This is a genomic window from Pantoea sp. M_9 (assembly GCF_008631385.1).
Lineage (GTDB): Bacteria > Pseudomonadota > Gammaproteobacteria > Enterobacterales > Enterobacteriaceae > Pantoea > Pantoea eucrina.
This window is the reverse complement of record NZ_VWUF01000007.1, coordinates 127,154-148,282: the sequence shown is the minus strand read 5'-3', so window position 1 is coordinate 148,282 and position 21,129 is coordinate 127,154. Positions and strand designations below refer to the sequence as shown.

At 56.8% G+C, this 21,129-nt stretch carries 18 protein-coding genes; 11 read left to right on the top strand and 7 right to left on the bottom strand.

What is annotated here, in order from left to right; translation table 11 throughout:
• Nucleotides 1–281 precede the first annotated feature (281 nt).
• Entirely contained in the window at nucleotides 282–2,219 is a 1,938-nt protein-coding gene (locus F3I15_RS12145) for a bifunctional 2',3'-cyclic-nucleotide 2'-phosphodiesterase/3'-nucleotidase (protein WP_370513344.1), read from the bottom strand.
• A gap of 287 nt (nucleotides 2,220–2,506) precedes the next feature.
• Here F3I15_RS12145 and cysQ point away from each other — a divergent pair, with 287 nt between their 5' ends.
• A complete protein-coding gene (gene cysQ / locus F3I15_RS12140) occupies nucleotides 2,507–3,253 on the top strand; it encodes a 3'(2'),5'-bisphosphate nucleotidase CysQ (protein ID WP_150018084.1) in 747 nt (248 codons plus the stop codon).
• Between the two features lie 29 nt (nucleotides 3,254–3,282).
• Here cysQ and F3I15_RS12135 read toward each other — a convergent pair whose 3' ends face one another.
• A complete protein-coding gene (locus F3I15_RS12135; protein WP_150018083.1) occupies nucleotides 3,283–3,840 on the bottom strand; it encodes a YtfJ family protein in 558 nt (185 codons plus the stop codon).
• Between the two features lie 311 nt (nucleotides 3,841–4,151).
• Here F3I15_RS12135 and F3I15_RS12130 point away from each other — a divergent pair, with 311 nt between their 5' ends.
• Nucleotides 4,152–4,358 carry a DUF1107 domain-containing protein gene (locus tag F3I15_RS12130; protein WP_039380586.1) on the top strand — a complete coding sequence of 69 codons (207 nt, stop codon included), beginning with the start codon at nucleotides 4,152–4,154 and terminating at the stop codon, nucleotides 4,356–4,358.
• Nucleotides 4,359–4,447: 89 nt separating this feature from the next.
• On the opposite strand, the gene F3I15_RS12125 is transcribed toward F3I15_RS12130, so the two are convergent.
• On the bottom strand, nucleotides 4,448–5,785 hold the full coding sequence (locus tag F3I15_RS12125; protein ID WP_039380584.1) for a hemolysin family protein: 1,338 nt from the start codon (nucleotides 5,783–5,785) through the stop codon (nucleotides 4,448–4,450).
• Nucleotides 5,786–6,236: 451 nt separating this feature from the next.
• Between F3I15_RS12125 and F3I15_RS12120 the strand changes: the two genes are divergently transcribed.
• From F3I15_RS12120 to F3I15_RS12110, 3 genes are read left to right on the top strand one after another with little or no spacing between them, the layout of a single operon-like run.
• Nucleotides 6,237–7,976, top strand: coding sequence for an autotransporter assembly complex family protein (locus F3I15_RS12120; protein WP_150018082.1), 1,740 nt, complete (start codon nucleotides 6,237–6,239; stop codon nucleotides 7,974–7,976).
• On the top strand, nucleotides 7,973–11,740 hold the full coding sequence (locus tag F3I15_RS12115) for a translocation/assembly module TamB domain-containing protein (protein WP_150018081.1): 3,768 nt from the start codon (nucleotides 7,973–7,975) through the stop codon (nucleotides 11,738–11,740). The genes F3I15_RS12120 and F3I15_RS12115 overlap by 4 nt, the downstream gene beginning before the upstream one ends.
• 2 nt (nucleotides 11,741–11,742) lie before the next feature.
• A complete protein-coding gene (locus tag F3I15_RS12110) occupies nucleotides 11,743–12,096 on the top strand; it encodes a gamma-glutamylcyclotransferase (RefSeq protein WP_150018080.1) in 354 nt (117 codons plus the stop codon).
• A 72-nt stretch (nucleotides 12,097–12,168) separates the two neighbouring features.
• Here F3I15_RS12110 and ppa read toward each other — a convergent pair whose 3' ends face one another.
• A complete protein-coding gene (gene ppa / locus F3I15_RS12105; protein WP_039380576.1) occupies nucleotides 12,169–12,699 on the bottom strand; it encodes an inorganic diphosphatase in 531 nt (176 codons plus the stop codon).
• 101 nt (nucleotides 12,700–12,800) lie between these two features.
• Nucleotides 12,801–13,250 carry a DUF441 domain-containing protein gene (locus F3I15_RS12100; protein WP_039380575.1) on the bottom strand — a complete coding sequence of 150 codons (450 nt, stop codon included), beginning with the start codon at nucleotides 13,248–13,250 and terminating at the stop codon, nucleotides 12,801–12,803.
• A 260-nt stretch (nucleotides 13,251–13,510) separates the two neighbouring features.
• Between F3I15_RS12100 and F3I15_RS12095 the strand changes: the two genes are divergently transcribed.
• Nucleotides 13,511–15,070 carry a methyl-accepting chemotaxis protein gene (locus F3I15_RS12095; protein WP_150018108.1) on the top strand — a complete coding sequence of 520 codons (1,560 nt, stop codon included), beginning with the start codon at nucleotides 13,511–13,513 and terminating at the stop codon, nucleotides 15,068–15,070.
• A 55-nt stretch (nucleotides 15,071–15,125) separates the two neighbouring features.
• Here F3I15_RS12095 and fbp read toward each other — a convergent pair whose 3' ends face one another.
• A complete protein-coding gene (gene fbp / locus F3I15_RS12090) occupies nucleotides 15,126–16,133 on the bottom strand; it encodes a class 1 fructose-bisphosphatase (protein WP_039380574.1) in 1,008 nt (335 codons plus the stop codon).
• 168 nt (nucleotides 16,134–16,301) lie between these two features.
• Here fbp and mpl point away from each other — a divergent pair, with 168 nt between their 5' ends.
• Entirely contained in the window at nucleotides 16,302–17,657 is a 1,356-nt protein-coding gene (gene mpl, locus F3I15_RS12085) for a UDP-N-acetylmuramate:L-alanyl-gamma-D-glutamyl-meso-diaminopimelate ligase (protein ID WP_150018079.1), read from the top strand.
• Nucleotides 17,658–17,712: 55 nt separating this feature from the next.
• Here mpl and yjgA read toward each other — a convergent pair whose 3' ends face one another.
• On the bottom strand, nucleotides 17,713–18,255 hold the full coding sequence (gene yjgA, locus F3I15_RS12080; protein WP_065648113.1) for a ribosome biogenesis factor YjgA: 543 nt from the start codon (nucleotides 18,253–18,255) through the stop codon (nucleotides 17,713–17,715).
• Between the two features lie 115 nt (nucleotides 18,256–18,370).
• Between yjgA and pmbA the strand changes: the two genes are divergently transcribed.
• The 4 genes from pmbA to F3I15_RS12060 all read left to right on the top strand — a co-directional run bounded on the left by pmbA (nucleotide 18,371) and on the right by F3I15_RS12060 (nucleotide 21,127).
• On the top strand, nucleotides 18,371–19,711 hold the full coding sequence (gene pmbA, locus F3I15_RS12075) for a metalloprotease PmbA (protein WP_094111026.1): 1,341 nt from the start codon (nucleotides 18,371–18,373) through the stop codon (nucleotides 19,709–19,711).
• Nucleotides 19,712–19,782: 71 nt separating this feature from the next.
• Complete coding sequence (gene cybC, locus F3I15_RS12070; RefSeq protein ID WP_150018078.1) at nucleotides 19,783–20,169, top strand: cytochrome b562; 387 nt, start codon at nucleotides 19,783–19,785, stop codon at nucleotides 20,167–20,169.
• Nucleotides 20,170–20,423: 254 nt separating this feature from the next.
• On the top strand, nucleotides 20,424–20,753 hold the full coding sequence (locus tag F3I15_RS12065; protein ID WP_039380564.1) for a glycine dehydrogenase: 330 nt from the start codon (nucleotides 20,424–20,426) through the stop codon (nucleotides 20,751–20,753).
• 17 nt (nucleotides 20,754–20,770) lie between these two features.
• Nucleotides 20,771–21,127, top strand: coding sequence for an SFCGS family glycine-rich protein (locus F3I15_RS12060; protein ID WP_039380562.1), 357 nt, complete (start codon nucleotides 20,771–20,773; stop codon nucleotides 21,125–21,127).
• Nucleotides 21,128–21,129 lie beyond the last annotated feature (2 nt).

Below are 21,129 nucleotides of genomic sequence, written 5' to 3'. Positions count from 1 at the left end.
CATTAATGGCGCCCTTGTTGCATGCGGGATTGAAACCAGGGGCGCATTAATGCGCCCCCTACGGGTGGGCCGGTACAGGGGCGCCATTAATGGCGCCCTGGTTACGTGCGGGATTGAAACCAGGGGCGCATTAATGCGCCCCCTACGGGCGGGCCGGTGTAGGGGCGCCATTAATGGCGCCCTTATTGCGTACGGGATTGAAACCAGGGGCGCATTAATGCGCCCCCTACGGGTGGGCCGATGCAGGGGCGCCATTAATGGCGCCCTGGTGACAGGCGGGGTCAGGGATGCTGCAGGTTGACCTGCCAGATAGCAAAGCCCGTCGCGTCTGTGCTCACCGGCTTCATCGGATAGTCAGCATACTGGTTTATAAACTGCGTTGCTTTACTGCCCGGTGCCGTTTCAAAACGAATATCCAGCGGCGTCTCGCTCTTTATGGGCGCTAAACGCCAGTTATGATCTGCCTGCGGCTGCACGGCGCCCTGTTGCTTGCTTTGGCTGCTGATATAGGCTGCCACCACGGCGCGATTCTCATCCGGTGAGGCAAAGGCGACAAACGGTTCGCCGGTACCAGCAAACTTACCGCCCCAGGCGCGATAATTATTGGTTGCCACAAGGAAGGTTGCCGCGGGATCAACCGGTTTACCCTGCCACGTAAGCTGGCGGATACGTGACGCATTTTGATTAATCAGGGCACATTCGCTGTCATAGCGGGCGGGCTGCGTCACGTCAATCTGATAATTCACACCATCTATCACGTCAAAATTGTAGGTGCGAAAATCCCAGTTAATCAGCGACTGCGGCTTGCTGCTGTGCGGGTCAATCTGATTAAACTGCCCGGCTGAGCACTCCAGCCACTCTTTAACCTGAGCGCCACTCACCTTCATTACAACCAGCGTATTGGGGTAGAGATACAGATCGGCGGCGTTGCGAAACGTCAGCTCACCTTTCTCAACCTCTACATAGCTTGCGGGATCGTTTTTGCGGCCGCCGACTTTAAACGGAGCGGCTGCCGACAGCACCGGCAGATCTCCCAGATCGGGATCGCCCTGAATAAAGCGCTCGGTATAGGCGCGCTGCGCGTTATTCACAATCTGCACGGTAGGATCGTCCTGCACCAGCGCCAGATAGCTGTACATCACATCGGCTGATTTGCCGATCGGTTTGGCGACAAACTCGCGCGTGGCGCGATGATCTTCCGCCAGTACCGCCACCAGCGCGGGATCTTCTGCCGCCAGCGATCGCTTCGCCGCTGCGTCATAAATCGGACGGGCAGCGGCGCTTCCCTGCGTCACCTGCCACGGCCCGCGATCGTTGCTCAGCACCAGATCGACCACGCCAAGATGATCGCCCCACATCCCCGGCATCACCGCGGGGATGCCGTTCAGCGTCCCCTGAGTGATATCCGCGCCTTTAATTGCAGCAAACTCTTTAGAGGGAAATATGGCATGTGCATGACCGAACATAATCGCGTTGATACCCGGTACCTGGCTCAGATACCACACCGAGTTTTCCGCCATCGCATGATAGGGCTCACTGCTCAGGCCGGAGTGGGGAATGGCAACAATAATGTCAGCACCTTTAGCGCGCATTTCCGGCACATAGCGTTTGGCGGTTGCGGTAATGTCATCAACCCGCACTTTACCCTGCAGATTATTGCGATCCCATACCATAATCTGCGGGGGCACAAAGCCGATATAGCCAATTTTAAGCGTGTGCTGAGCGCCGCTGCGATCGGTTACCAGGGTCTCTTTAATCAGATAGGGCGTAAACAGAGGCTTACCGCTGGCTTCATCAATGATATTGGCATTGACGTAAGGAAACCGTGCGCCTGCCAGCGCGCGCTGCAGATAAGGGAGGCCGTAGTTAAACTCGTGGTTACCCAGATTACCGACCGCATAATCGAGCGTGTTCAGCGCCTTATAAACCGGATGCACTTCACCCGGCTGCAGCCCTTTTGCCGCCATATAATCGCCAAGCGGGCTGCCCTGGATGATATCGCCATTATCGACCAGCACGCTGTTTTTGCGCTCGGCGCGCGCCTGCTGAATCAGCGTGGCGGTACGCACCAGGCCAAACTTCTCTGTGGATTTATCTTTGTAATAATCAAAATCCATCATATTGCTGTGCAGATCGGTTGTTTCCAGAATACGCAGATCCACAGTTGCAGCCTGAGCGGTAGCGGCTGCCAGACACAGCGCCAGTAACGACATGTTCATTCTGAACACGGCTCTCTCCTTGTTTATCTAATAGGCTTCTCAAAATAATGTAAAACCGTGACAAATTATCAGTTCAATTTGTGATAGATATCGGGGTTTTACTTTTTTTCCGCCACCGCAGGCGATTCAGCAATGCGCCATAGTTACCCTTTGCAATCTATGGTATTGATAATACGATCTATTATTGAATACGATGCCGGCAACAGACAGGCGGGTCTTTACCTGCCAGACTCTGAAGAGCAGCACTCCGGGTCGGAAAGCGCATTTCTGCGAAAATGAGGTGAAGCATGTTAGATAAAATTTGCCAGCTGGCGCGCGAAGCAGGCGATGCAATTATGCAGGTCTACGATGGCGCACAGCCGATGGACGTGACCCGTAAAGCGGATGATTCACCCGTTACCGCGGCGGATCTGGCCGCACATGATGTGATCATGCAGGGCTTAAAAACGATCGCGCCCGATCTGCCGGTCCTGTCTGAAGAGGATCCGCCAGCCTGGACGATCCGCCAGCAGTGGCAGCGTTACTGGCTGGTCGATCCGCTGGATGGCACCAAAGAGTTTATCAAGCGTAACGGCGAATTTACCGTCAACATTGCCCTGATCGACCAGGGTAAGCCGGTGATGGGTGTCGTCTATGCGCCAGCGCTGGGCGTGCTCTATTCAGCGGCAGAGGGTAAAGCGTGGAAAGAGGAGGCGGGGCAGACTACCCGCATTCACGTGCTGGATGCGCGGCCACCGCTGGTCGTCGTCAGCCGCTCGCACGCTGATAACGATCCGGAGCTGAAGGAGTACCTGACGCAGTTGGGCGAACACCAGACTACGGCTATCGGCTCATCGCTGAAGTTCTGCCTTGTGGCTGAAGGTAAAGCGCAGCTCTATCCGCGCTTCGGGCCTACCAATATCTGGGATACCGGCGCAGGCCATGCGGTTGCGCTGGCGGCGGGAGCCCACGTGCATGACTGGCAGGGGCGTACGCTTGACTATACGCCGCGCGAATCCTTCCTGAATCCCGGTTTCCGCGTTTCTCTGTTTTAATGCATCGGGAGGCGCACGCCTCCCGTTATTTACGGCTGCAGCAGAGAGCGAAGCAGCGTTATCACCTCTTTAACTTCATCCTGCGTCAGCGCGCCCTCTTTTGCAAAACGGATATGTGCCGTTTTATCCAGCACCACTACGGTCGATCCCCCTTTTCCCAGCTGCCAGGCTTTTCGCGCGCTGCCGTTGCTGTCGATAATGAACTGCGACCACGGGAACTGCGCTTTGTTACTTTCAATGCTATTGCGCACAAACATACCGGTCCCCGGAATGGCATCGTCGGTATCGACCAGCGTGGTGGTCTGATAGCGATCGTGCGGTAGCTGGGCTGCCTTGATCGCCTCGATCAGCGCCGCATTTTGCTCTTTAGCTGAGATGCGTCCGGCGAGATGCAGGATCACCCGTACCTTGCCGCTGAGCTGAGCGCTGTTCCACGGCTGATAGCTGAACTTATCCTGCTGATAGATCAGCTCGCCCCGGTCGGCAATGCCGACCGGCGGCACGCGTTCGCCGGTTTTAAAAGCGTGTGCTGCTGCCAGGCCAGGCAACAGCAGGGCGATCGCAAGCAGAGGAAGGGCCAGACGCATAGAGTGCTCCTTAGTGATCAGACCAGTTGGTCATATTTTTGTCATGGTAAGCGCGGATGATGCGCCTGTCGCGAAAACCTGGCAGCTTTGCAACCTGCGCCACAAATCTGTAACCAACAAAGGTTTATACTGGATTTTGTGAGCTGAATGACAGAGTTGTCTGTAATGATGTGTCAATTCAGTAAAAAATTCATGTTTCCGGAACCCGGATCAAAAATCCTGTTCTATATTTAGGCCTCATTTGCGCTTCATGAGTTCGTACCCATTTGGCAACGGCGAAGCGTATTACATCTGTTCAGGAGTTAAACAGCATGAAGATCTTCCAGCGATATAATCCGCTGCAAATTGCGAAATATGTGAAAACGCTATTTAAAGGAAGGTTGTATATCAAGGATGTTGGCGCGTTTGAGTTTGATAAAGGCAAAGTGATTTTGCCACGCGTTAAAGATAAACAGCACCTCAGCGTGATGTCAGAAATCAATCGTCAGGTGCTGCGACTGCAGGCTGAGTATAACTAAACGTTAAAATCAGGCAGTAAAAAGGGCGCCGCTGGCGCCCTTGATGTTTCTGTTTTAGCGCTGCGGCTTCATGGCCATGCGCTTATCGATCAGGAGAGGGATGGATTTTCATCATCGCTGGTTTTCACGCTGAGCGCCGGCGGGCGTTCGTCAATACGCGTTACCAGCAGCTGGTCGATACGGTAACTGTCGATATCCACTACCTCAAACTTATAGCCAGAGAACTTCACAAAGTCAGTGCGCTTCGGGATTTTGCGCAGCATATACATCATAAAACCACCGATGGTCTCATAGTTGCCGGACTGCGGAAATTCATCGATATCCAGCACGCGCATAACATCATCAATCGGGGTGCCCCCTTCGACCAGCCAGGAGTTCTCGTCGCGCGCGACAATCTGTTCTTCCAGCCCCTGACCCACCAGGTCACCCATCAGCGTGGTCATCACGTCATTCAGCGTGATGATACCTACCACCAGCGCATACTCATTCATGATCACAGCAAAGTCTTCGCCGGCGGTTTTAAAACTCTCCAGCGCTTCCGATAGCGTTAGCGTATCCGGCACAATCAGCGCCGAGCGGATCTGGACGCCGCTGTTGAGCGCCATGCTCTGATTACCCAGCACGCGCAGCAGCAGCTCTTTGGAGTCAACGTAGCCGACGATATGATCGATATCGCCGTCGCACACCAGGAACTTTGAGTGCGGATGCTGGGCGATTTTGGTTTTCAGGCTCAGTTCATCTTCACGCAGATCGAACCAGACGATGTTCTCGCGTGAGGTCATGGAAGAGGGAACGGTGCGCGACTCCAGCTCAAACACATTCTCAATCAGCTCATGCTCCTGCTTGCGCAGCACGCCAGCCAGCGCACCCGCCTCTACCACCGCATAGATATCGTCAGAGGTAATATCATCTTTGCGTACCATCGGCAGCTTGAAGAGACGGAAAAAGACGTTGGCGAGGCCGTTGAACAGCCAGACCAGCGGCCGCATGACCAGCAGGCAAAAGCGCATCGGATTGATGATACGCAGCGCGACGGCTTCCGGAGCGATCATGCCGACGCGCTTGGGCGTCAGGTCAGCAAACAGAATGAACAGGCTGGTCACGATGGTAAAGGAGCAGATAAAGCTGAGCTTCTCTGCCAGCTCAGGCTCCACAAAGCGGTTGAACAGGCTGCTGAAAGCGGGGGAGAACGCAGCGTCGCCAACGATACCGCCCAGAATCGCGACCGCGTTCAGGCCGATCTGCACCACGGTAAAGAACATGCCGGGCTGTTCCTGCATCTTCAGCACGCGCTGCGCGTTGATATTGCCTTCATCAGCCAGCAGTTTGAGTTTGATCTTACGGGCGGCCGCCAGCGAGATCTCCGAAAGAGAAAAAAAGGAACTGATGACAATCAGTAAAAGTATGACAAGCAGGCTATCTAGCATAAAAGATCCGTTGAGTTAATCACTTGTCATTTTTGGCCTGGGCAGCGCGAAGAGGGGTACGTCCGGTACACACCAGTCTGACAGGGCTATCCGTGCCAAAAATGTCTGCGCCAGTTCGACAATAGAAAGTAACGTCGGGGCAGAATTGAACGCAGGCAGGGCCTGCTGGTCGGTGATTATAGCAGCAGCGCCTGTCATGCCGCCAGAGGCACGATCGGTGACATCAGATTTATCCGACAGCAGCGCAGCGGTGCACAGAAGCACGGCATCCCGGTTGTATCACCGCGACCAATTACCGACAATAGCTATCAATTTGGCTTAGTCGTGGGTTTAACGTAGCCGCTTGTCCTAAAAGATGGCTATGCTGATGGGTAAATGGGGGAAGTGAAACCCTGCCTGACTGATTAACGCCCCTGCGGAAGGGGGGCAGGCATTGATAACAGGAGTACGCGTGCCGCGATTTCATGCTTATTGTTTGGCCAGCCTGCTGCTTGCTGCGCCTGCCGTTGAGGCAGCGAAAGTGCGACTGCAGGTAGAAGGTCTTACCGGGGATTTAGAAAAAAATGTCAGGGCGCGCCTGTCCACCATTGGCAGCGATGAAGTCTCCAGTGACGGGCGCTTTCAGGCGCGGGTCTCAAATGCCATTAAAGAGGGACTGCGCGCGCTCGGCTACTATGAACCGCAGATTGACTTTGAATCGCGTCCGCCCCCGCCACAGGGCGGCCGTCCGGTTCTGATTGCCCATGTGACAGCCGGCGAACCGGTGAAAATCGGCGGCAGCACCATTGTGATCGAGGGCGAAGCGAAAGACGATCCGGACTACCAGGCGTGGGTAAAGCAGGGCAGACCAAAAGTGGGATCGCAGCTGAACCACGGCACCTACGATAAATTCAAAAGCGGTTTCTCTAACCTGGCGCTGCGTAACGGCTATTTTGATGGTGATTTCAAAAAGAGCCAGCTCGGCGTCTCTGCAGAGCGGCGGCTGGCTTTCTGGGATATCGATTACGACAGCGGCCCGCGCTACCGCTTTGGCGACGTCAGCTTTGAAGGCTCGCAGATAGATGAAGCCTACCTCCATAATCTGGTGCCGTTTAAGAAAGGCGATCCCTACAGTTCACGCGAGCTGGCCGAGCTGAACCGCCGCCTTTCCGCCACCGGCTGGTTTAACTCTGTCGTGGTGGCACCGGAGTTTGATAAAGGGCGTAAAACCAAAGTGCTGTCGCTCAGCGCTGCACTTTCGCCGCGCGTGGAAAATACCATCGAAACCGGCGTAGGCTACTCCACTGACGTCGGCCCGCGCCTGAAAGGCACCTGGCGAAAACCCTGGGTTAACGATCGCGGCCACAGTCTTGCGGCCAGCGCCTATATCTCCGCGCCGGAGCAGCAGCTCGATCTCAGCTATAAAGTGCCGCTGCTGAAAAGTCCGCTGGAGCAGTACTACACCTTTTCCGGCGGCCTGAAGCGTACCGATCTCAACGATACGAAATCGGATACCACAACGCTGGCGATGTCGCGTAACTGGGACAGCAGCTCCGGCTGGCAGAAAGCGGTTAACCTGCGCTGGAGTCTCGATCACTTTACCCAGGGTAACGTGACCAACACCACCATGCTGCTCTATCCGGGCCTGAGCCTGAACCGCACGCGGTCGCGCGGCGGGCTGATGCCCACGTGGGGCGATTCACAGCGCTATTCGGTCGACGTTTCTGATACCACCTGGGGTTCCGATGTCGACTTCCTGATCCTGCAGGCGCAGAACGTCTGGATCCGTACGCTGGCGGATAAACACCGCTTTGTCGCACGCGGCAACCTGGGCTGGATTGAAACCAATAATTTTGAAAAAGTGCCGCCCGACCTGCGTTTCTTTGCCGGCGGAGACCGCAGCATCCGCGGCTATAAATATAAAAATATTTCACCGCGCGATGAAGAGGGCAAGCTGACCGGTGCCTCGAAACTGGCAACCGGATCGCTGGAGTATCAGTACAACGTCTCGGGCAAGTGGTGGGGCGCGGTATTTATCGACTCCGGGGAAGCGGTTAATGATATTAAGCAGAGTAACTTCAAGACGGGTGCAGGCGTAGGCGTGCGCTGGTCTTCGCCGGTCGGGCCCATTAAGTTTGATATCGCCCGGCCTGTTGGCGATGACAAGGAGCATGGATTGCAATTTTATGTCGGACTGGGGCCGGAACTATGAAGCTGTGGAAAAAGGTCCTGATTGGCCTGATTATTTTTCTGGTCGTTCTGCTGGGCAGCGTGGCGCTGCTGGTTGGCACGACGCCGGGTCTGCATCTGCTGCTGAAAGGGGCTGACCGCTGGGTGCCTGGTCTCTCAATCGGCAAGGTTGACGGCGGCTGGCGCAATCTGACGCTGAATAATGTGAAATATGAGATGCCGGGCGTCAGCGTGGATGCCGGGCGCTTTCATCTCGCACTGGATCTCAACTGCCTGCTGCACTCGTCGGTCTGCGTCAACGCACTCGCGCTGCAGGATGTCAGTGTGGTGGTCGACAGCAAAAAAATGACGCCGGCCAGCGAGCCGCCGCCGGAAGAGTCGGGCAGTACTAATCTCAGCACGCCTTATCCGATCGCGCTGCGGAATGTCGCGCTGCACAATATCAACGTTAAAGTTGATGATACGGCGATTTCACTGCTCGATTTCAGCACCGGTCTGCAGTGGCAGGATCGGGCGCTGACGCTCTATCCTACCCGTATCCAGAGCCTGCTGATTGCGCTGCCAAAAGCGGCTCAGGTGGCGAATGAAGAGATTGTTCAGCCGAAAGTTCAGCAGCCGCAGCCGGATGAAAAACCGCTGGGCGAAACGCTGCAGGCGCTGTTTGCCAAACCGCTGCTGCCGGAGCTGCCTGACTTCCGCCTGCCGCTGGATATCACCATCCAGTCGCTGCTCGGCGAGCAGCTGCGCATTACCGGGGATACGGATCTCACCCTCTCGCGCCTGCTGGTAAAAGCCAAAACGGCAGATACGCATCTGCAGCTGGAGACGTTTGATATCGATTCACCCCAGGGCCAGGTGAGCGCCCGCGGTGACGCGCAGCTGGCGGGCAACTGGCCGGTTAACTTCACGCTGAACGGCGCGCTGAATATCGATCCGGTTAAAGGCGAAAAAGTGAAGCTGACGCTGGGCGGTGAAATGCGCGACGAGCTGCAGCTGGGGCTGAACCTCTCCGGACCGGTGCGCGCGCAGCTTGCGGCGACGGCACAACCTGCCGTCGCTGAACTGCCGCTGTCGCTGACGCTGACCAGCCCGCAGCTGCGCTGGCCGCTGACCGGACCGGTGCAGTACCAGGCAGATAATTTCGACTATCAGTTCAAAGGCAAAGCTACCGACTATGTGATGTCGCTGCGTACGGCGGTAAAAGGCGAGGCGATCCCACCGGCAACGATTACGCTTGATGGCAACGGCAATGAGCAGCAGTTTACGCTGGATAAACTGCGCGTTGCCGCGCTGCAGGGCAACATCGATCTCTCGGCGCTGGTGGACTGGCGCAAAGCGATCAGCTGGCGCAGCGAGCTGACGCTGGCCGGTATCAATACCGCGAAGCAGTATCCTGACTGGCCTGCGAAGCTGGATGGCAAAATCACCACGCGCGGCAGCCTTTACGGCGGCAGCTGGCAGCTGCGCGTACCGCAGCTGGAGCTTAACGGTAACGTGAAGCAGAATGCCGTACGCGCGCAAGGCTCCCTGAGCGGTAATAGCTACAACCAGTGGAAAATTCCAGGCCTGAATGTGGCGCTGGGACGTAACTATCTGGATGTAAAAGGCGAGCTGGGCGATACGCTGAATCTGGATGCAATTGTGGATGCACCGCGTCTCGACAATGCGCTGCCGGGCCTTGGCGGCGTCGTCAAAGGGGCTATCAACGCGCGTGGCACGCTGCAGGCGCCGCAGCTGCTGGCCGATCTTACCGCTACCGGCCTGCGCTGGCAGCAGCTGCTGATTCGCCGCGCCACGCTGCAGAGCGACATTAAATCGGGTGAGCAGGTGGCCGGCAAGCTGCAGCTGCGCGTGGAACAGTTGCAGCAGGAGGCGCTGAAAATCAACCTGCTGACGCTGAACGCCGACGGCAGCGAGAAGCAGCATCAGCTGAAACTCAATGTTCAGGGTGAGCCGGTTTCAGGTCAGCTGGCGCTGAACGGCAGCTTTGATCGCCAGGCTGGCCGCTGGCAGGGGTCGCTGAATAATACCCGCTTTGATACGCCGGTCGGTGAGTGGCGCCTGACGCGCGCTATGGCGATTGACTATCTCAACAGCAAGCAGAGCGCAACCATTGGCCCGCACTGCTGGCAAAACCCCAATGCGCAGCTCTGCGTACCGGAACCGATTGAGGCGGGCGCGAACGGCCGGGCGCACGTTGTGCTGAATCGCTTTGATCTGGCGATGGTGAAGCCGTTTCTGACCGATGCCACCCGGCTTAGCGGTCTGTTCAGCGGAGATGTGCGCGTTAACTGGAGTGCGGACGGCGCGCTGCCAACCGGCACCGTGGCGCTGAAAGGCAGTGGCGTAAAAGTGGTGCAGGATGTGCAGGGCAATGCGCTGCCGATAGCGTTCGATACGCTGAACCTCAACGCGGCACTGCGTGACGGACGCGCGCAGCTCGACTGGCTGATCCGTATTGCTAACAATGGCCAGCTTAACGGCAACGTGCAGATCAACGATCCGCAGAACCGTAGACAGCTCTCCGGTAACATCGGCATCAGCAACATCTCCCTGGCGATGCTGAATCCGGCGCTGTCGCAGGGCGAGAAAGTGCAGGGCAGGCTCAACAGCAATCTGCGGCTGGGCGGGACGCTGCAGCGTCCGCAGGTGTTTGGCCAGCTCGGCCTGAGCGATGTCAACGCTCAGGCAAGCTTTATGCCGGTGACGCTGACGTCAGCTAACCTGAACATGGTATTCAACGGCATGAGCTCTACGCTGAATGGTCTGATTCAGACGCAGCAGGGCAGCCTGAATCTGGGCGGGAACGCTGACTGGAGCCAGCTCGATAACTGGCGTGCGCGTGTCACAGCGCAGGGCAGCCGCATTCGCGTTACCGTGCCGCCGATGGTGCGCATGGATGTCTCGCCGGATCTGGTTTTTGAGGCGACGCCTGCCGCGTTCAGCCTGGACGGGAAAGTGGATGTGCCGTGGGCGCGTATCACCGTACAGGAGGTGCCGGCGAGCGCTACCGGCGTCTCATCAGATGAGGTGATGCTGGATGAGAACCTCAAACCCATAGCGCCAAAAACGGCCGCTATCCCGATCAACAGTAATCTGGTGATCCACGTCGGTAATGATGTGCGCCTCTCCGCGTTTGGCCTGAAAGCGCGCCTCAGCGGCGACCTGAAGCTGGTACAGGATAAAACCGGGCTCGGCCTTAACGGGCAGATCAATATTCCGTCAGGCCGTTTCCACGCCTACGGGCAGGATCTGATCGTCCGCAAAGGTGAGCTGCAGTTTGCCGGCCCGCCGGATCAGCCGTATGTTAATCTGGAAGCGATCCGCAACCCGGATGCCACTGAAGATGACGTCACGGCGGGTCTGCGCGTGACCGGTCTGGCGGATGAGCCGAAAGTGGAAGTGTTCTCCGATCCGGCCATGTCGCAGCAGGAAGCACTTTCTTACCTGTTACGCGGTCAGGGACTGAACAGCGACGGCGACAGCAACGCATTAACCTCCGCGCTGGTGGGTCTGGGGGTTGCACAAAGTGGGCAGGTTGTGGGTAAAATCGGTGAGACGTTTGGCGTCAGTAATCTTGCGCTTGATACCACAGGCGTAGGTGACAGCCAGCAGGTTCAGGTCAGCGGCTATGTGCTACCGGGACTGCAGGTGAAATATGGCGTAGGTATCTTTGACTCACTGGCGACCCTGACCCTGCGTTATCGCCTGATGCCAAAACTCTATTTGGAAGCCGTGTCTGGTCTCGATCAGGCGCTGGATTTGCTCTATCAGTTTGAGTTCTAGCAATGCGAATAATTGTCTACGGCAGTTTACGGCGCAAGCAGGGAAATAGTCACTGGATGACCAATGCGCAGTGGCTCGGCGAGCACCAGATTAAGGGGTTTGACCTCTATAATCTGGGGCTTTACCCGGGTGTGGTGGAGGGCGACGGAACCGTCCTGGGTGAGGTATACCGCATTGATGCCAGCACGCTCGGTGAGCTGGATGCCCTGCGCTGCAAGAACGGCGAGTATAAGCGTCAGCTTATTCAGACGCCTTACGGCAGCGCCTGGCTGTACGTCTACCAGCGCTCAGTCGCGGGGCGACCGCACATTGCCAGCGGCGACTGGCTGCAACGCGATAACGCTGCAGATGCATAAATAAAAACACCGCCGTAAAGGCGGTGTTTTTTTATCGGTAACGCGCATCTCTGCCGGTCTGCCCGGCAAAGATTATTTCTGCTGCGCGCGCTCGAAAGAGGTGATGATTTCAGCTTTAGCCGCTTCTGCGTTATCCCAGCCGTCAACCTTCACCCATTTGCCTTTTTCCAGATCTTTGTAGTGCTCAAAGAAGTGGGTGATCTGCGCTTTCAGCAGCTCTGGCAGGTCGTTCACATCTTTAATGTGATCGTACTCTTTGCTCAGTTTGGTATGCGGCACCGCTACCAGTTTGGCATCTTCGCCAGACTCATCGGTCATCTTCAGAACGCCAACCGGACGGCAGCGGATCACTGAACCCGGCACCAGCGGATAAGGGGTTGGCACCAGCACGTCAACCGGGTCACCATCCAGTGACAGCGTGTTGTTGATGTAGCCGTAGTTGCACGGATAGAACATGGCGGTAGACATAAAGCGGTCTACAAACAGGGCGCCAGACTCTTTATCCACTTCATATTTGATCGGATCGGCATTCGCCGGGATCTCAATAATTACATAGATATCTTCTGGCAGATCTTTACCTGCAGGCACCTGGTTCAGACTCATCTGGCTTTCCTTCATTAGTCGTATGTTGAGTGACGGCTATTATAGCCAACTGACTCTGAAAGTATGCCCCCTTTTTGGCGTTTCGGAATGCTCCAAGCCCGCTACTTCGCCGTCACAAATAGCGAGACAATGCCTGCCGCAATCAGCGGCCCTACCGGCACGCCGCGAAAGAACGCCACGCCAATCACGGTGCCAATCAGCAGCCCGGCAACCACCGATGGCTGAATGCTCATAAAGCTGACGCCGCGCCCGCCGAGCCACGCAACAAATACACCAACCAGAATCGCCACGATGGACTGCCAGCTGGCAAATGATTTCAGCAGGGCGCTCACCGGCAGAGTGCCGCTCGCCAGCGGGGCCATGACGGCGACGGTCAGAATAATAATCCCCATCTGAATACCCTGTTTCTCCACGTAAGGAAAAAACTGCGCCAGCGGCGTGAGCTTGATGGCCAGCAGGATCAGAATCGAAATCGTCACAGCGCTGTTATGAACAAAATAACTCAGTATGGCGAGACAGATAAGGATCAGCGTTGAGGCGTAGGGGGCCATGATTTCTCCATAAATAATCAGCAGGCTGACAATGAGCCGTGCAACGGTTTGTCCGCTTTCCTTTATCAACCATCAGAAAAAATGGCGCAACCGGCTTATGCATAATTATCTCTGCTGCAGTAAAGAAAATTCACAGCATGAGCGATCATCATTCGCCCGATCGTCAGGCACCGGTAAAGTTTCCGCACGTCACAGCCGATAATTTCTTCGTTTAGGGTCACTGGATTCTCCCTTTTTTACCGCATACGGGAATTATCATGATTGCTCAGCTCTCGCTTCGCACTGCCTTACTTTCGCTGCTTATCTGCATGACGCTGCTGCTGCTGGCCGTCAGCGGCATGGGCATTTACGCCATCAATGCCGGTAATCAGTCGCTTAATGCCATCAATCGTATTCAGGGAATTGAACTGAACAGCCTTTATCAGAGCAATGCCGACCTGATGCGCGCACGCGCCAGCGCCGCGCTGGCGGTGCGTAAAATTGAGATTGGTCTGCTGGATGAGGGGACGGCCGTCACGAAGCAGGCCGCCGCGGACGTCGCCAGCTCGCAGCGGCATCTGCAGGCGTTTATCGACGCCGGCACGGTGACGGCTCACGGCAAAACGCTGGCGGAGGCGATCGCCGCCGCCTATAAAGCGTATCAGCAGGGTGCGGTTGCGCCGATGATGGCCGCGCTGGAAAAGCAGTATACCGATGAATATTACCAGGTACTGGAGGGCAATGTATCGCAGCTTGCTACCCGTTATGCCGGCGCGGTTAACGCATTCAGCCTCTACGCCGATGAGGTCTCTGCCGCACGGCTGGCGCAGGCGGCGCATAATGAGTGGCAGATGAAAATCCTGATCGGCATTGCGGTGGCGCTCACCCTGCTGCTGACCTGCCTGGCCTGGCTGCTGCTGCGTCAGGCGCTGCTGCGTCCGCTGGAGAGCGCCGTCCGGCATCTGGAGCAGGTGGCAGCAGGCGATCTGTCGCAGCCGCTGCCGGCTGCCGGGCACAATGAGATTGGCCGTCTGAATCAGGCGCTGGCCGCTATGCAGCGCGCGCTGCGCCACTCGGTGAGTCAGGTGCGCGAAGCGAGCCTGCAGATCGATACCGGCAGCCGCGAGCTGGCGGCCGGTACGGTGCATCTCTCACAGCGTACCGAGGAGTCTGCCGCCTCACTGGAGCAGACCGCTGCCAGCATGGAACAGCTCACCGCCACCGTGCGGCTCAACGCCGTTAATGCGCAGCAGGCAAATCAGCTCGCCAGCAGCGTCTCTGACACCGCTGGCCGCGGTGCCGAAGTGGTCTGCTACGTCATGGAGAAGATGCAGGAGATCACGCAGAGCTCCAACCGCATCGCGGATATCCTCAGCGTGATTGACGGTATTGCCTTTCAGACTAATATTCTGGCGCTTAACGCCTCGGTAGAAGCGGCGCGCGCTGGCGAGCAGGGCCGGGGCTTTGCCGTAGTGGCGAATGAAGTACGTACGCTGGCAGGACGCAGCGCCAGCGCGGCGAAAGAGATCCGGACATTGATCAGCGAGTCGCAGACGCGGGTGAAAGAGGGCAGTGAAATGGCGACGCGCGCGGGGGCGACCATGGATGAGATCGCCGGTGAAGTGATGCGCGTAACGACGCTGATGAAAGAGATCTCCGGTGCATCTGACGAGCAGAGTCGCGGTATTGAGCAGGTCAATATGGCGGTAACGCAGATGGATGAAGCGGCGCAGCAGAACGCGGCGCTGGTGGAACAGGCGGGAGCCGCCACCCGCCTGCTGGAAGCGCAATCGCAGCAGCTGCAGGCCTCAATGGCGCAGTTCCGCATCGCTGCGGCGTAAGCGCAAACCATAAAAAACCCGCTCAGCGGCGGGTTTTTTTATGGTCCGGCACGGCTCAGGCGCCGTGGTTATCCGGATATTCGCGGATAAAGCGCTCAACATCATCGACCATCGCTTCGTTACCACAGAAGAACGGGCAGCGCTGGTGCAGCGTTTCAGGCTGCAGGTCAAGGATACGGTTTTTACCGTCGCTGGCTTTACCGCCCGCCTGCTCGGCGAGAAACGCCATCGGGTTGCACTCATACAGCAGGCGCAGCTTGCCGTTGGGATGGCTGGCGGTGCTTGGGTAGAGGTAGATGCCGCCTTTCAGCAGGTTACGGTGGAAGTCTGCCACCAGCGAACCGATATAGCGCGAGGTATAAGGACGATGCGTGTCGATATCCTCTTCCTGACAAAATTTCAGGTATTTCTTCACGCCCTGCGGGAAGCGAATGTAGTTACCTTCGTTAATGGAGTAGGTGTAGCCCTTTGCCGGATAGGTCATGCGCTCGTGACTCAGGCAGAAAACGCCGAGCGACGGGTCATAGGTAAAGGCGTGCACGCCGACGCCGGTGGTATAGACCATCATGGTTGAGGAGCCATATACCACATAACCTGCAGCCACCTGCTGATTTCCCGGCTGCATAAAGTCCGCTTCCGTGATCGGCGTACCGGGTTCACTGATGCGGTGATAGATAGAGAAAATGGTGCCGACAGAAACGTTTACGTCGATGTTGGATGAGCCATCCAGCGGATCCATCAGTACCACATATTTGCCATCTTCTGAGCCTTCAAAGATAACAAACTCATCCTCTTCTTCAGAGGCGATGCCGGCAACCACACCACGCGCTTTCAGGGCAGCTTTCAGTTTTTCATTCGCGAAGAGGTCCAGCTTCATCTGCTGTTCGCCCTGCACGTTTTCCACGCCGCTGGCACCCAGAATATCCACCAGACCCGCTTTATTGATATCGCGGTGAATGATTTTAGCGCCCAGCTTGATGGAGGAAATCAGCGCCGTCAGTTCACCTGTGGCGTGAGGAAAGTCGTGTTGCTTCTCGACGATGAATTCGCCTAACGTTTTCATAACACATTCCCTGAATCTACGATGGAGTGGCAGCAGCTGTAACAAACTGCCAACGTATGCGTACGCAGTTTAGCCGATTGAACTTTAAAAACCATAGTCCTAATCCGTTTCTTCCCTTCAGACTCGGGGTTACACTGTGCGCCGAACTTTCAGTTAATGGATCTATTTATGCGCATTCACATCCTCGGCATTTGTGGCACTTTTATGGGCGGCCTGGCTATGCTGGCGCGTTCGCTGGGACATCAGGTAACCGGCTCGGACGCAAATGTTTACCCGCCGATGAGTACGCTGCTTGAGCAGCAAGGCATTGAATTAACTGAGGGTTACGAGGCGTCGCAGCTCGATCCGGCGCCAGACCTGGTGATTATCGGTAACGCCATGACGCGCGGTAATCCCTGTGTTGAAGCCGTGCTGGAGCGCAACATTCCCTACCTCTCCGGGCCGCAGTGGCTGCACGATTTTGTACTGCGCGATCGCTGGGTGCTGGCCGTAGCCGGAACGCACGGTAAAACCACCACGGCCGGCATGGCAGCGTGGATCCTTGAGGCGTGCGGCCTCGAACCAGGCTTTATTATCGGTGGCGTGCCGGGTAACTTCGACGTCTCGGCAAAATTAGGAAAAAGCCCATTCTTTGTCATTGAAGCGGATGAGTATGACAGCGCCTTCTTCGACAAGCGCTCCAAATTTGTGCACTACTGCCCGCGTACGCTGATCCTCAATAACCTTGAGTTTGACCATGCAGATATCTTCGACGACCTGCGCGCTATCCAGAAGCAGTTTCATCATCTGATCCGCATCATACCCGGTCAGGGCAAAATCCTGCTGCCGGAACACGATCATAACCTGAAGCAGGTGATGGCGATGGGCTGCTGGAGCGAGCAGGAGACCACAGGCGAACATGGCCACTGGCAGGCGAAAAAGCTGACGCCAGACGCCGCCCGCTGGGAAGTCTGGCTGGAGGGGGAGAAAGTGGCCGAGGTGAACTGGGGACTGGTCGGCGAACACAATATGCATAACGGCCTGATGGCGATTGCCGCCGCGCGTCACGTGGGCGTCAAACCGGCAGATGCGGGCGAGGCGCTCAGCAGCTTTATCAACGCGCGCCGCCGCCTGGAGCTGCGCGGTGAGGTCAACGGTATCAAGGTCTATGACGATTTTGCCCACCACCCGACGGCGATACACGCCACGCTGGCGGCGCTGCGCAGTAAAGTGGGCGGCAGGGCGCGCATCCTCGCGGTACTGGAGCCCCGCTCCAACACCATGAAAATGGGCGTCAGTAAAAACGATCTGGCGCCGTCGCTGGGCCGGGCAGACAAGGTCTTTCTGCTCCAGCCGCACCATATTCCGTGGCAGGTCTCCGACGTGGCAGACGCCTGTATTCCGCCTGCGCAGTGGAGTGCGGACGTCGATACGCTGACGGAAATGATTGTGAAAGAGGCGCAGCCAGGCGACTCAATTCTGGTGATGAGCAACGGCGGTTTTGGCGGGATCCATCAGAAACTGCTGGAGCGACTGGGACGCTAAGGCCGTGGCGTCCTGCAGGACGCCTCCGGAGAGAGTGCGGCCGGCAGGCCGCCTCTTACGCTTCAGCCAGCTCGCGCAGATACTGGAAGATCTGCCGGGCTGCTTTTGGCGTTTTATTCGCCGCCTTCTCTTTCTGCGCGTTGCGGATCATGCTGCGCAGCTGCTGCCGATCGGCCTGCGGATAGAGCGTGATCACCTCGGTCATCGCGTCGTCACCCTGATCGATCAGGCGATCGCGCAAATGCTCCAGCTTGTGGAACAGCGCCACCTGCTGGTTGTGACGGTTTTTCAGCTTATCCAGCGCCTGACGGATCGGATCTTCATCGCGCTGGCGCAGCATTTTACCAATCAGCTGCAGCTGGCGACGGCGACCCTCTTTCTTAATACGCTGCGCCAGCTCAATCGCATTGCGCAGATCCTCATCGAGCGGGATCTTATCCAGGGAGTTTTTCCCCAGATCAACCAGCTCGGCACCAAGGCGTTTCAGCTCTTCGGCGTCACGTTTAATTTCACTTTTGCTGACCCAGATAATCTCTTCATCTTCTTCTTCCTGATTATCCGGTACATCGTCGAGCCAGTCTTCGGGCTGCCTGGTCATCTCTTGGCTCCTTAAAAAAAGAGGCTAATCCTACCAGTTTATCGGGCGACTGCGAAATTGTTCTCTGAGTCTGATAGACTCAACAGATTCATACTTAAGATTAGACGGCAGGTCGATGAACGTATCTACTCAGGTTGCAGAACAACGTAAAGCGCTGGAACAGGCTGTCGCCCAGGCGCTGGAACTCGCTAAAGCCCACACCGATGGTGCTGAAGTTGCGGTGACAAAAACCACCGGCATCGGCGTCAGCACGCGCTATGGTGAAGTGGAAAACGTCGAATTCAACAGCGACGGTGCGCTTGGTATCACCGTCTATCATCAAAACCGCAAAGGCAGCGCCTCATCGACCGATCTCAGTCCCGATGCCATAAAAAGCACCGTGCAGGCAGCGATCGACATTGCGCGCTACACCTCACCCGATCCTTACGCTGCACCGGCAGAGCGTGAACTGCTGGCGTTTGATGCGCCCGATCTTGATCTCTACCATCCGTGGGAGATCGATGCCGATCGCGCCATCGAGCTGGCCGCGCGTGCTGAACAGGCGTCGCTGCAGGCGGACAAGCGCATCACCAATACGGAAGGTGGCAGCTTCAACAGCCACGTTGGCATCAAAGTGTTTGGTAACAGTCACGGCATGCTGCAGAGCTACTGCTCCAGCCGCCATTCGCTGTCGAGCTGTGTCATTGCCGAGCAGGATGGCGATATGGAGCGTGACTACGCCTACACCATCGGCCGCTCGATAGACGATCTGCAGAGCGCAGAGTGGGTCGGTAACGAGTGCGCCCGCCGCGTGCTGGCCCGCCTTGCCCCGCGCAAGCTGCCAACCATGAAAGCACCGGTGCTGTTTGCACCTGAGGTCGCCACCGGATTGTTTGGTCATCTGGTTGGTATGATTAGCGGCAGCAGCGTCTATCGCAAATCGACGTTTCTGCTCGACTCGCTGGGCCAGCAGATCCTGCCCTCATGGCTGACGATTCAGGAGCAGCCGCATCTGCTGAAAGGGCTCGCCTCGACGCCGTTTGACAGTGAAGGCGTGCGAACCGAAGCGCGCGATATTATCAAAGAGGGTGTGCTGCAGAACTGGCTGCTGACCAGCTATTCAGCGCGCAAGCTTGGCCTGCAGAGCACCGGCCACGCGGGCGGCATCCATAACTGGCGCATCGCCGGTCAGGGCCACAGCTTTGATGACCTCGTTAAACAGATGGGACGCGGCCTGATTGTCACTGAACTGATGGGCCAGAGCGTCAGTGCCATGACCGGCGACTACTCGCGCGGCGCGGCGGGCTTCTGGGTTGAAAACGGCGAAATTCAGTATCCTGTGAGCGAAGTCACAATTGCAGGAAACCTTAAAGAGATGTGGCGCAATATGGTTACGGTCGGTAACGACATTGAAACCCGCAGCAATATACAATGCGGATCGGTGCTGCTACCGGAGATGAAAATCGCCGGACAATAACGACATCGCTTTCAGAAAGCAGCCGGCAAGGCTGCTTTTTTTTGCCCGATAATAATTAAAAGGAACACGTCATGCGTAAGCATTTGATTGCAATGTTGTCTCTGTCGTTACTGTTCTCCTCTGCCAGCGTGCTGGCGGCAGATCTTGAACAGGATATGGATACGCTGAAAGAGAACCTGAGCGTAGTGAAGAAAACGGATGACGCGCAGGAGATGCATACTGCGCTCGGTAAAATGCGCCAGGCCGCGCAGGATGCCAAACAGTCAACGCCGGACAAGCTGGAAGGGCAGCCGGCGGATAGCGCACAGATCAAAGATTATCACGCCGGCCTTGACGCGCTGATTGCGCAGATTGACGTGGTCGACAAGCTCGCTCAGGCCAGCAAGCTGGATGAGGCAAAAGCCGAAGCGAAAAAACTGGAAGATATCCGCAACGCCAACCATAAGAAATTCCGCTGATACTCCGGGCCAGCCTGCGTGCTGGCCCGCTTTACCGATCCTTCCCTGCACGCTCCTCCGTAAATATATAACTTTTCCGCACGCCTGATGCATGCAAGCCGCCGGCATGCGCGATATGTGCTGTCTGCGATCTGACGCACCGCACGTTGCCACATTTCCGTTTCAGGGCGGAAAAAATGCGTCTCCACACGGCCGGACGGAACGCGTAGTTTGTTTTTTAACGCGAATTATCTGCCGTAAACAGGAGTAGAAGGGTGAGGAGTGATGCTGTCCCGCTGAACGCAGAAGCCGTTCAGGCGCTGGCGGATCGCATATTAAGTCAAATCGCGATCCTCTATACCGCGCACCAGATTAGCCCCACACCGGTGCAGCAGCAGATGCTGAATTCGCACGTTCAGGCGATGGCCAGCCGCTCGCTAAGCGGCGAGGCGCTGCCGGAGGTAGAAGCGGAGCTGTTTGATGATATTCCGCCTGACAGCCTGCAGCTGGCGCAACAGATTGTCGATCTGTTCGGCAATCTGCCGGTGGAAGAGGCCTGGCTGCTCTCGGTGCATATTGAAGTGGCGAAAAGTAACGACGCATAAACAGAGAGGAAGTGAACATGGTGACAGTGGTGATTGGCGATCGTCTGGGTAAAGGTCAGAAAGTGGCTGCCGGCATTGAAAAAGCGGGTGGACGCGCGGTGGTGGTGCCGGGCGTGGCAGCCGATATGAAGCTGGGTGATGTGATGAAAGCGGAAAACGCTGATTTCGGCATCTCTTTCTGCGGCAGCGGTGGTGCGGGTGCTATCACCGCGCAGAACAAATATGGCTATCGGGCGAAACATGGCATGCGCTCGGTAGACGAGGGCGTAACGGCGATTAACGAAGGGGCAACCGTGCTGGGCTTTGGTTTTATGGACAAAGAGGAGCTGGGCGAACGGCTGGTGCAGGCCTGGAACAAGAAGCACGGCAGCTGACG

Coding starts and splice junctions, on each gene's coding strand:
- F3I15_RS12145 (WP_370513344.1), bottom strand. CDS start 2,219: ATGAACATGTCGTTACTGGCGCTGTGTCTGGCAGCCGCTACCGCTCAG.
- cysQ (WP_150018084.1), top strand. CDS start 2,507: ATGTTAGATAAAATTTGCCAGCTGGCGCGCGAAGCAGGCGATGCAATT.
- F3I15_RS12135 (WP_150018083.1), bottom strand. CDS start 3,840: ATGCGTCTGGCCCTTCCTCTGCTTGCGATCGCCCTGCTGTTGCCTGGC.
- F3I15_RS12130 (WP_039380586.1), top strand. CDS start 4,152: ATGAAGATCTTCCAGCGATATAATCCGCTGCAAATTGCGAAATATGTG.
- F3I15_RS12125 (WP_039380584.1), bottom strand. CDS start 5,785: ATGCTAGATAGCCTGCTTGTCATACTTTTACTGATTGTCATCAGTTCC.
- F3I15_RS12115 (WP_150018081.1), top strand. CDS start 7,973: ATGAAGCTGTGGAAAAAGGTCCTGATTGGCCTGATTATTTTTCTGGTC.
- F3I15_RS12110 (WP_150018080.1), top strand. CDS start 11,743: ATGCGAATAATTGTCTACGGCAGTTTACGGCGCAAGCAGGGAAATAGT.
- ppa (WP_039380576.1), bottom strand. CDS start 12,699: ATGAGTCTGAACCAGGTGCCTGCAGGTAAAGATCTGCCAGAAGATATC.
- F3I15_RS12100 (WP_039380575.1), bottom strand. CDS start 13,250: ATGGCCCCCTACGCCTCAACGCTGATCCTTATCTGTCTCGCCATACTG.
- fbp (WP_039380574.1), bottom strand. CDS start 16,133: ATGAAAACGTTAGGCGAATTCATCGTCGAGAAGCAACACGACTTTCCT.
- mpl (WP_150018079.1), top strand. CDS start 16,302: ATGCGCATTCACATCCTCGGCATTTGTGGCACTTTTATGGGCGGCCTG.
- yjgA (WP_065648113.1), bottom strand. CDS start 18,255: ATGACCAGGCAGCCCGAAGACTGGCTCGACGATGTACCGGATAATCAG.
- pmbA (WP_094111026.1), top strand. CDS start 18,371: ATGAACGTATCTACTCAGGTTGCAGAACAACGTAAAGCGCTGGAACAG.
- cybC (WP_150018078.1), top strand. CDS start 19,783: ATGCGTAAGCATTTGATTGCAATGTTGTCTCTGTCGTTACTGTTCTCC.
- F3I15_RS12060 (WP_039380562.1), top strand. CDS start 20,771: ATGGTGACAGTGGTGATTGGCGATCGTCTGGGTAAAGGTCAGAAAGTG.